We start from the raw sequence: 8,954 nt of genomic DNA on the forward strand, positions 1-8,954 counted from the left end.
ACGGGCCATGGCCCGTGCTCAGGCACACGACCCGACAACGAGACCCGACGGGTCAGGAGAACAGGCTGTCGCCGCCGCTCTTCTGGGTCGGCAGCTTCGGCACCAGCCAGCCCAGGAAGGCGTCCTGGCTGCGGGTCTGCAGGTAGATCCGGCCCGGGCCGGTGAGGTCGCAGACCAGGCCCTCGCCGGAGAAGAACGTGGACTTCCAGTTGCCGACCTTGCGGACGTTGTACTGGACACCGTCGGTCCAGGCGACCATGTGGCCGGTGTCGACGGTGTAGGTCTGGCCCGGCTGCAGGTCGATCGCGTGGATCGCGCCGTAGCTGGAGAGCACCAGCTCGCCCTGGCCCTCGATGCGCAGCATGAACAGCCCCTCGCTGGAGAAGAACGTCTTGCCGCCGCCCCACTTGGTGTCGACCTGGATGTGCGCGGAGGCGGCCAGGAACGAGCCGGACTGCACGTAGAGCACGCCGTTGAGCGGCCAGGCGACGACGTCGCCCGGCAGCGCGGGCGCGACGTACAGCTCGGCGCCGTCGGTCTGCGCGGTGAACGTGTTCATGAAGAACGACTCCCCGCCCAGCACCGAGCGCTTGAGGCCCTTGAGCACGCCGCCCTGGGTGGAGGTCTCCATGGAGATGCCCGGGGACATCGCGAGCATGGCGCCGGACTCGGCGCGCACCGCCTCGCCCGCGGCGAGCGTGAGCTTGGCGGTCGCGTAGGCGGGGCTGTACATCACTTCGGATTGCATCGGTCTGCTTCCTCCACGGTCCCGGGCGGGTCGACTTCTCGCCGCCGAGCGTAGTGGCGTGGGCCGCCGCGGATCCGGTTTCGAGGTCAGCGGGGTGGCCCGGTCCGGACCGGCGGCTCGCCGTACCTGTTGGTGCCGGCCTCGCCCCGGAGGCACCAGAGCACCACGAGCACGAGGAGGCCGAGGAAGGGGACCAGCAGGAGCAGCAGCCACCAGGCGCTGCGGGCGGTGTCGTGCAGGCGGCGCGCCCCGACGGCGAGGTCGGGCAGCAGCAGCAGGAACGCGCTGATGAGCTGGAAAGGTCCCTGATCCGGTCCGAAGCCGATCCCCGCCCAGACCGCGTCGCTGCCGAAGACCGCCATGTCGACGATCGACGTCACGAACGACACCAGGACGTTGAAGACCATGAACCACCAGAACTCCGGACGACCGGCGCGGCCGGAGAAGCCGGCGTACTTCCTCAGGCAGGTCTGGACGGACTCGGTGAAGGTCACGGGCCGATTCTCGACCGATGCTCCTGCCGGTGTCGCCGCGCCGCGCGGCAGGATGGGCGACATGCGTCCCCCGCTCGCCGAGTCCCTCGACCTGCAACCGCACCCCGAAGGCGGCTGGTACCGCCAGACCTGGGCCGCCCCCGAGACCGTCACGCTGCCGGACGGCCGGGTGCGGCCGACGGCGACGCTCATCTACTTCCTGCTGCCCGCGGGCGAGTCCTCGGCCTGGCACCGGGTCGCCTCCGACGAGGTGTGGCTCGCCCACCAGGGCTCGGTCACCCTCGAGCTGGGCGGGGTCGGGCCCGAGCCGGTGCTCGAGACGACGACGGTCGTCGACCGGGCCGCGCCGCAGGCGGTCGTCGCCGCCCACACCTGGCAGCGCACCGTGCCGTCGGCGGACGACGCGCTGGTCAGCTGCCTGGTCTCACCGGGCTTCGACTTCGACGACTTCGAGCTGGCATGAGGACGCTGGTCACCGGCGGCAGCCGCGGCATCGGCGCCGCGACCGCGCTGCGGCTGGCCCGGGCCGGCCACGACCTCGTGCTGGGCTACGCGCGCGACGGCCGGGCCGCCGAGGAGACGCGCCTGGCCGTCGAGGACGCCGGCGCTCGCTGCATCGCGGTGCGCGCGGACCTGACCGACCCGGCCGGCGTCGACCGGCTCTTCGAGGAGGCCGGCGCCCTGACCGGTGTCGTGAACAACGCGGGGGCCACCCTCCACCTCGGGCCGCTGGCCGAGACCCCGGTGGCGGTCGTCCAGGCGACCGTCGACCTCAACCTCACCGCCGCGCTGCTGGTCGCCCGGGCCTCGGTCCGGGCGCTCGGCACGTCGTACGGCGGGACCGGCGGCGTGCTCGTCAACGTTAGCTCGGGCGCGGCGACCCTCGGCGCGCCGGGGGAGTACGTCCAATACGCCGCCGCCAAGGCCGGCGTCGACGCGCTCACGGTCGGGCTCGCCCAGGAGGTCGCCGCCGAGGGCATCCGGGTCGTCGGGGTCGCCCCCGGCATCATCCGCACCGACATCCACGCCGCCGCCGGTGAACCCGGCCGGGTCGAGCGCGTCGGCCCGCTGGTCCCGCTCGGGCGGGCCGGCGAACCCGGCGAGGTGGCCGACGCGATCGCGTGGCTGATGAGCGACGAGGCGTCGTACGTCACCGGCACCACCCTGCGAGTCGCCGGCGGACGGTGAGGTCGGCCCCCGGCCCGTCGAGAACCCGTGCCGTTTGGTCACCAACGACAGGTCCGGGGCGGGAAGTGTTGCGGTTTGGTCACCAAACGGCGGGGTCTTGGTCGGGTGGGTCGGGGCCGGGGGACTGTGCCGTTTGGTCACCAACGACAGGTCCGGGGCAGGAAGTGTTGCGGTTTGGTCACCAACCGCGGCACGTTTCGGCCGCGCCACGGCCCCGGACCCGGAGCTCCACGACACGGATGCGGCTGAGCCCACCGCCGGATCAGGGCTCGATCAGGCCGGCCCGGATCGCGTAGCGGGTCAGCTGGGTGCGGTCGCGCATGCCGAGCTTGGCCAAGATGTTGGCCCGGTGGCGCTCGACGGTCTTGACACTGATCGTCAGGGCGGCGGCGATCTCCTTCGAGGAGCTGCCCTCGGCGATGAGCTTGAGCACCTCGTCCTCACGCTCGGTGAGCACGGTGTCGGGGACCCGCTCGCCGCGGCGCAGCCGATCGAGGTAGTCACGCACCAGCGGGCTCATGGCGGCCGGGTAGACGAACGCCTCGCCGCGCAGCGCCGCCCGGCACGCCGACACCAGGTCCTCGTCGGCGGCCGACTTCAGCACATAGCCGCTCGCGCCGACCTTGAGGGACTCGAAGAAGTACTGCTCGTTGTCGTGCATCGACAGCATCAGCATCCGGGGCGGCTCACCGCGCGAGGAGCGGCGGCCGATCTCGCGAGCGGCCTGGAGGCCGGTCATCCGGGGCATCGCGATGTCCAGCACGACGAGGTCGAGATCGAGGGACCGCGCCAGCTCGACGGCCTCCGCGCCGTCGGCCGCCTCGGCCACCACGGTCAGGTCCGGCTCCTGGTCGAGGATCAAGCGGACCCCCCGCCGGACCAGCGCGTGGTCGTCGACGAGCAGGATGCGCGCGGGGCCACGCCGCTCGGCCGCCTTGAGGCCGTTCACGCGACCGGCACCTCGAGCCGGACCGCCGTCCCGGCCGGCCCGCTGGTCAGTCGCAGGTCGCCGGCCACCAGCCGGGCGCGCTCGCGCATGCCGCGCAGCCCGGCGCCCTCGGTGCGTACGTCGAAGCCGCGGCCGTCGTCGACCACCTCGAGGGCGATCCGGTCGCCGACCCGGGTCAGCGAGAGCTCCACCGCGTCGGCGCGCGAGTGCCGCGCGGCGTTGGTCAGCGCCTCCTGGGCGACCCGGTAGACGACCAGCTCCACGTCGGCGGGCAACGTCGGCAGGCCCGGGCTGACGGCGCGGCGGACCGTCGCGGTGCTGTGCCGGGCGAAGTCGGTGGTCAGTGCCGCCAGCGCGCTGGCCAGGCCCAGGTCGGCGAGCACCCCCGGGCGCAGCTGCCGCGCGACCCGGCGTACGTCGTCGAGACCCTCGCGGGTCGTCTCCCGCAGCTGGGCGAGGTCGGCGGCGAGGTCGGCGGGGGCCCGCTGCTCGGCCTGCTTGAGCCCGAGCAGTACGACGGTCAGCCGCTGGCCGACCTCGTCGTGGAGCTCCTGGGCGATCCGGTGCCGCTCGGCCTCCTGGGCGGCCAGTGCCTTCGCATTGCTGGTGGCGCGCTCCTCCTCCAGGCGGTCGACCATCGCGTTGAAGCCGGTCACCAGCTGGCGTCCGGGCGCGCTGCGCGGCGTCGTCAGCCGGTCCGCCTGGTGCAGCGGGTCGACGGTCGCCATCTCGCGCGCCACGCGGTCGACCGGCGCCAGGCTCGAACGCAGCAGCAACCCGTTCGTGACGAGGGTCGCGACCAGGCCGATGCACAGCACCGCCACCTCGGAGACGACCGGGCGCCTCGACACGCTGAACGGCCCGAGCACGAGCAGGGCCGCGGCGCCGGCCAGCACGGCGCCGTTGATCAACGCCACCTTCCAGTACAGCCGCACGCCGCAAGACTGACACGTGGTGGGCGTCAGGAGGCAGCGCGTGACGCGAAGATGGGTGGTAGCACCCATTCGTTCCGGCGCCTCGGGCACGAAGACTCGAGGCATGACCGACACCGCCCTCCTCCTCATGGCCGCCGTCGTGCTGGTGGCGACCTGGGCGACCACGTGCCTGCGCCACGTGCCGCCCGGCCAGTGGATCGTGGTCACCCGGCGCGGCGTCGTCCGCAGGACCCGCGCCTCGGGGCTGGTGTGGCGCCTGCCGTTCGTCGAGCGCTTCGAGCGTGACCTGTCCCGACCGCACGACCTGCCGGTCGCGGTGCGCGCCACGACCCGGGACGGCGTACCCGTCCTGGTCCTGCTCGAGGCGACCGTCTCCATCCCGGCACCGACCCCCGGCACGCCGTACGCCGACCCCTGGCCCGCCGCCGAGCTGGCCGCAGAGGAGGCCGTCGCCCAGGTCGTGACGGACTGGTCCGCCGGTGACCTGCCCCGGACCGCGGCCGCCGCCCACCGGCCGCTGCGTCGTGCCGTCCGGTCGACGGTCGACGGCCTGGGGGTCGAGGTGCACGACCTCGAGCTCGTGGAGGTCGGGCTCCAGCTGCCCGATGCCGGTCGTGGACCCAGCTGAGCTGAACCTGGTCCTGCTGGCGGGGGCGGGTCTGCTCCTGGTGGCCGTGGCCGCGGTGCGTGTCTCGAGCCGGGCCGGGCTGCCCAGCCTGCTGCTGTACCTCGCGATCGGCCTGGCGGTCGGCGAGGCGGGTATGGGACTGCAGTTCGAGGATGCCCAGCTCACCCAGGTGCTCGGCACGATCGCGCTGGCGGTGATCCTCGTCGAGGGCGGCTTCAGCACCGACTGGCGCGTCGTGCGTCCGGTCGCACCGCTGGCGGCCGTGCTCGCCACCGTGGGGGTGGGGATCTCCGTGGTCGTCACGTCCTCGCTCGTCTACGTGCTGCTCGACGTCGACGTCCGCACCGCGATCCTGCTCGGCGCGGTCGCGTCCTCGACCGACGCCGCCGCGGTCTTCGGCGTGCTCCGCCGCCTCCCGGTGCGGCACCGGCTGCGCGCGACGGTGGAGGCCGAGTCCGGCTTCAACGACCCGCCGGTGATCATCCTCGTCACGGTCGTGACCTCCCCGGCCTGGACCGACGCCGACGGCGTGGGCATCCTCGGCCGGATCGGCTACCAGCTGGTCGTCGGCCTGGTCGTCGGGTACGTCGTCGCGCGGGCGGCCGGGTGGCTGCTGCGCCGCAGCGCCTTCCCCGAGTCCGGGCTCTACCCGGTCGCCACGCTGGCGCTCGCGTTCGTCGCCTACGCCGTCGCCGGCGTCGTCGGCGGCAGCGGGTTGATGGCGATCTATGTCGCGGGTCTGACGCTCGGGAACGCGCGGCTGCCGCACCGCTCCGCCACCGCGAGCTTCGTCGAGGGCCTGGCCTGGCTCGCCCAGATCGGCCTGTTCGTGATGCTCGGGCTGCTGGTCAGCCCCGGCCGGCTGCTCGACGCGCTGCCCTACGCCCTGGTCGTCGGTGCGGCACTGACGCTCGTGGCCCGGCCGCTGTCCGTGGCGCTGTGCGCCACGCCGTTCCGGGTGCCGTGGCGCGACCAGGCCTTCATCTCCTGGGCGGGCCTGCGCGGCGCCGTACCGATCGTGCTGGCCACGATCCCGATGAGCACCGGGATGCCGCAGGCGCACCGGATCTTCGACGTCGTGTTCCTGCTCGTCGTGGTGTTCACGCTGGTGCAGGGCCCGACCCTGCCGTGGGTGACCCGCCGGCTGGGCGCCGCGGTCGACCACCAGCCCCGGCCGGTCGCCATCGAGTCGGCGCCGCTGGAGACCCTGGACGCGACGCTGCTCCAGCTCACCGTCGGGCCGGGGTCGCAGCTGGCCGGTGTCGAGGTCGGAGAGCTCCGGCTCCCTCAACCAGCCGCCGTCTCGCTCGTGCTGCGTGGGCAGGACATCTTCGCGCCGAGCCCGGAGACGGTGCTGCGGGTCGGCGACCACGTGCTGGTCGCCGTCGGCCGGGACCGGCACTCCGAGGTCGAGCGCCGGCTGCACGACGTCAGCGACCGTGGCCGCCTCGCCGGCTGGTACGCCGGCCTCCCGGAGGGCTCCGCCTCCTGACCGGCCACGACCGCCTCCTGGCCGCCTCTTGGCCGCCTCCCGACCGGCGTCTTGGCCCGCGTCCTGACCGGGGGCCCTGACCGGGGTCCTGGCCGGGGTGCTGACCCGCCTCGGCCACGCGGACCCGCCAGCGGGTCGGAACCCCTGCCGTTTGGTCACCAACGACAGGCCCGGGGCCGGAATCGTTGCGGTTTGGTCACCAACGGCGGGGTGTTTGCCTCCGCCGAGGACCACCACCCCGGCCGGTCAGCCGCCCGGGGCGGCTGGCAACTGTTGCCAGCGCACGGGGCCGGTCCTCGTCGCCGGCCACGGTGCCGGGCGACCACCCGGTCACTAGGTTCGAGCCATGAGGGTCCTGCTCGCACTCGGTGGCAACGCCATGACGAACGCCGACGGGCGGGCCCGGCCCGAGGACCAGATCGCGGCCGCGGGCGTCGCGATGGCTGCGGTCGCCGAGCTCCTCGAGGCCGATGTCGAGGTGGTCATCACCCACGGCAACGGGCCCCAGGTCGGCAACCTGCTGGTCAAGAACGAGCTCGCCGCGGGTGTCGTCCCGCCGGTCCCGCTCGACTGGTGCGGCGCGCAGACGCAGGCGACGCTGGGGTTCGTGCTCATGAACGCGCTGGAGGCGGCGCTCACGGAGCACGGCGTCGAGCGTCGCACGGCCACGCTGGTGACCCGCGCGCTCGTCGACGCCGACGACGCCGGCTTCACCCATCCGACCAAGCCGATCGGCCGGTTCCTGCCCGCGGACGAGGCGGCGGTGCTCGTCGAGCACGGCGAGACCTGGGAGGACCGGGGCGAGAAGGGCTGGCGCCGCGTGGTCGCCTCGCCCGAGCCGGTCGAGATCCTCGACGCGCCGGCGGTGCAGGCCCTGGTCGAGGCCGGGTTCGTGGTCGTCGCCAACGGCGGCGGGGGCATCCCCACCGTGCGCGCCGCCGACGGCACGCTGCATGGCGTCGAGGCCGTGATCGACAAGGACCTGGGCGCTGCCCTGCTCGCCGGCACCGTCGCCGCGGACGTCCTCGTGATCGGCACCGACGTACCCCACGCCGTGCTGCGCTACGGCACCCCCGACGCCGAGCCGCTCGGCACGGTGACCGTCTCGCAGCTGCGGGCGTACGCCGCCGAGGGGCACTTCGCGAGCGGCTCGATGGGTCCGAAGGTCGATGCCGCCTGCCGGTTCGTCGAGGCCGGCGGGTCCCGGGCCGTCATCACCGACCTGGGCCACATCACCCACGCCATCACGGGCGACGCCGGCACCGTCGTCGTACCGGACTAGCCCCACCAGCCCGACCAGCACCTACCAGGAGGACATCACCCATGCCCGACGCCATCGAGGTACGCAAGGTCCCGATCCACTCCGTCGCCGACGCGAGCGAGCTCGCGAAGCTCATCGACGACGGCGTGATGCGGGCCGAGCGGGTCATCGCGATCATCGGCAAGACCGAGGGCAACGGCGGGGTGAACGACTACACCCGGATCATCGCCGACCGCGCGTTCCGCGAGGTCCTCGTCGAGAAGGGCGCCCCGGCCGAGCAGGTCAAGCAGGTCCCGATCGTGTGGTCCGGCGGCACCGACGGCGTGATCAGCCCGCACGCGACGATCTTCGCGACCGTCCCGCCGGAGGACCTGACCGGCGACCTCGCGCCCTCCGACGAGCCCCGGCTGACCGTCGGCTTCGCGATGAGCGAGCGGCTGGCGCCCGAGGACATCGGCCGCAGCGCGATGATCACCAAGGTCGCCGACGCGGTGAAGGTCGCGATGGAGCGGGCTGGCATCACCGACCCCGCCGACGTGCACTACGTGCAGACCAAGACCCCGCTGCTGACCATCCACACGATCCGCGACGCCAAGTCGCGCGGCAAGACCGTGTGGACCGAGCACACCCACGAGTCGATGGACCTCTCCAACGGCTGCACCGCCCTCGGCATCGCGGTCGCACTCGGCGAGATCGAGATGCCGAGCGACGAGGACGTCATGCACGACCGCTCGCTGTACTCCTCGGTCGCCTCGTGCTCGTCCGGCGTGGAGCTCGACCAGGCCCAGGTGGTCGTGGTCGGCAACGCGCCCGGCGTCGGCGGCCGCTACCGCATCGGCCACTCGGTGATGAAGGACGCGCTCGACCAGGACGGCATCTGGGAGGCCATCAAGGACGCCGGCCTCGACCTGCCCGAGCGGCCGCGCACCTCCGACCTCGACGGCCGGTTGGTCAACGTCTTCCTCAAGTGCGAGGCCTCCCAGGACGGCCAGGTCCGCGGCCGCCGCAACGCGATGCTCGACGACTCCGACGTGCACTGGCACCGCCAGATCAAGTCCTGCGTCGGCGGCGTCACGGCTGCGGTCACCGGCGATCCCGCGGTGTTCGTGTCCGTCTCCGCGGCCCACCAGGGCCCCGACGGCGGTGGCCCGGTCGCCGCGATCGGCGACCTGGGCTGAGGCATCGTCTGCAGGGATACCCGGTCGACCGGGTATCCCTGCAGATGACAGCCGTTGCAACGGCCGTCAGGCGTCAGGACT

General features: G+C 73.3%; 10 protein-coding genes. 6 read left to right on the forward strand and 4 right to left on the reverse strand.

Translation table 11 applies throughout. From position 1 onward, the window contains the following. Nucleotides 1-52: 52 nt before the first annotated feature. Nucleotides 53-748, reverse strand: coding sequence for a TIGR00266 family protein (locus VGD85_RS17575; protein WP_331064727.1), 696 nt, complete (start codon nt 746-748; stop codon nt 53-55). Nucleotides 749-834: 86 nt separating this feature from the next. Continuing rightward, nucleotides 835-1,242, reverse strand: coding sequence for a DUF805 domain-containing protein (locus tag VGD85_RS17580; RefSeq protein ID WP_331064728.1), 408 nt, complete (start codon nt 1,240-1,242; stop codon nt 835-837). Nucleotides 1,243-1,303: 61 nt separating this feature from the next. Here VGD85_RS17580 and VGD85_RS17585 point away from each other — a divergent pair, with 61 nt between their 5' ends. Together VGD85_RS17585 and VGD85_RS17590 are read left to right on the forward strand one after the other, a co-directional pair. Next, complete coding sequence (locus VGD85_RS17585; RefSeq protein ID WP_331064729.1) at nt 1,304-1,705, forward strand: cupin domain-containing protein; 402 nt, start codon at nt 1,304-1,306, stop codon at nt 1,703-1,705. Further along, on the forward strand, nt 1,702-2,430 hold the full coding sequence (locus tag VGD85_RS17590; protein ID WP_331064730.1) for an SDR family oxidoreductase: 729 nt from the start codon (nt 1,702-1,704) through the stop codon (nt 2,428-2,430). The genes VGD85_RS17585 and VGD85_RS17590 overlap by 4 nt, the downstream gene beginning before the upstream one ends. Nucleotides 2,431-2,692: 262 nt before the next feature. Here the strand turns inward: VGD85_RS17590 and VGD85_RS17595 are convergent, their stop codons facing one another. After that, on the reverse strand, nt 2,693-3,379 hold the full coding sequence (locus tag VGD85_RS17595) for a response regulator transcription factor (RefSeq protein WP_331064731.1): 687 nt from the start codon (nt 3,377-3,379) through the stop codon (nt 2,693-2,695). Next, nucleotides 3,376-4,314 carry a sensor histidine kinase gene (locus VGD85_RS17600; protein ID WP_331064732.1) on the reverse strand — a complete coding sequence of 313 codons (939 nt, stop codon included), beginning with the start codon at nt 4,312-4,314 and terminating at the stop codon, nt 3,376-3,378. The genes VGD85_RS17595 and VGD85_RS17600 overlap by 4 nt, the downstream gene beginning before the upstream one ends. 103 nt (nt 4,315-4,417) lie before the next feature. On the opposite strand from VGD85_RS17600, the gene VGD85_RS17605 reads away from it, so the two are divergent. The 4 genes from VGD85_RS17605 to VGD85_RS17620 all read left to right on the forward strand — a co-directional run bounded on the left by VGD85_RS17605 (nt 4,418) and on the right by VGD85_RS17620 (nt 8,873). Continuing rightward, the gene (locus VGD85_RS17605; protein ID WP_331064733.1) at nt 4,418-4,942 is read left to right on the forward strand and encodes an SPFH domain-containing protein; all 525 of its coding nucleotides are present in this window, start codon (nt 4,418-4,420) and stop codon (nt 4,940-4,942) included. Next, a complete protein-coding gene (locus tag VGD85_RS17610) occupies nt 4,929-6,434 on the forward strand; it encodes a potassium/proton antiporter (RefSeq protein WP_331064734.1) in 1,506 nt (501 codons plus the stop codon). Before VGD85_RS17605 ends, VGD85_RS17610 begins: the two co-directional genes overlap by 14 nt. A gap of 346 nt (nt 6,435-6,780) precedes the next feature. Further along, nucleotides 6,781-7,716, forward strand: coding sequence for a carbamate kinase (locus VGD85_RS17615; RefSeq protein WP_331064735.1), 936 nt, complete (start codon nt 6,781-6,783; stop codon nt 7,714-7,716). Nucleotides 7,717-7,757: 41 nt separating this feature from the next. Next, nucleotides 7,758-8,873 carry a ring-opening amidohydrolase gene (locus VGD85_RS17620; protein WP_331064736.1) on the forward strand — a complete coding sequence of 372 codons (1,116 nt, stop codon included), beginning with the start codon at nt 7,758-7,760 and terminating at the stop codon, nt 8,871-8,873. Nucleotides 8,874-8,954: the final 81 nt, after the last annotated feature.

Origin of the sequence: Nocardioides sp., assembly GCF_036401255.1 — a bacterium.
Taxonomy (GTDB): Bacteria; Actinomycetota; Actinomycetes; order Propionibacteriales; family Nocardioidaceae; genus Nocardioides.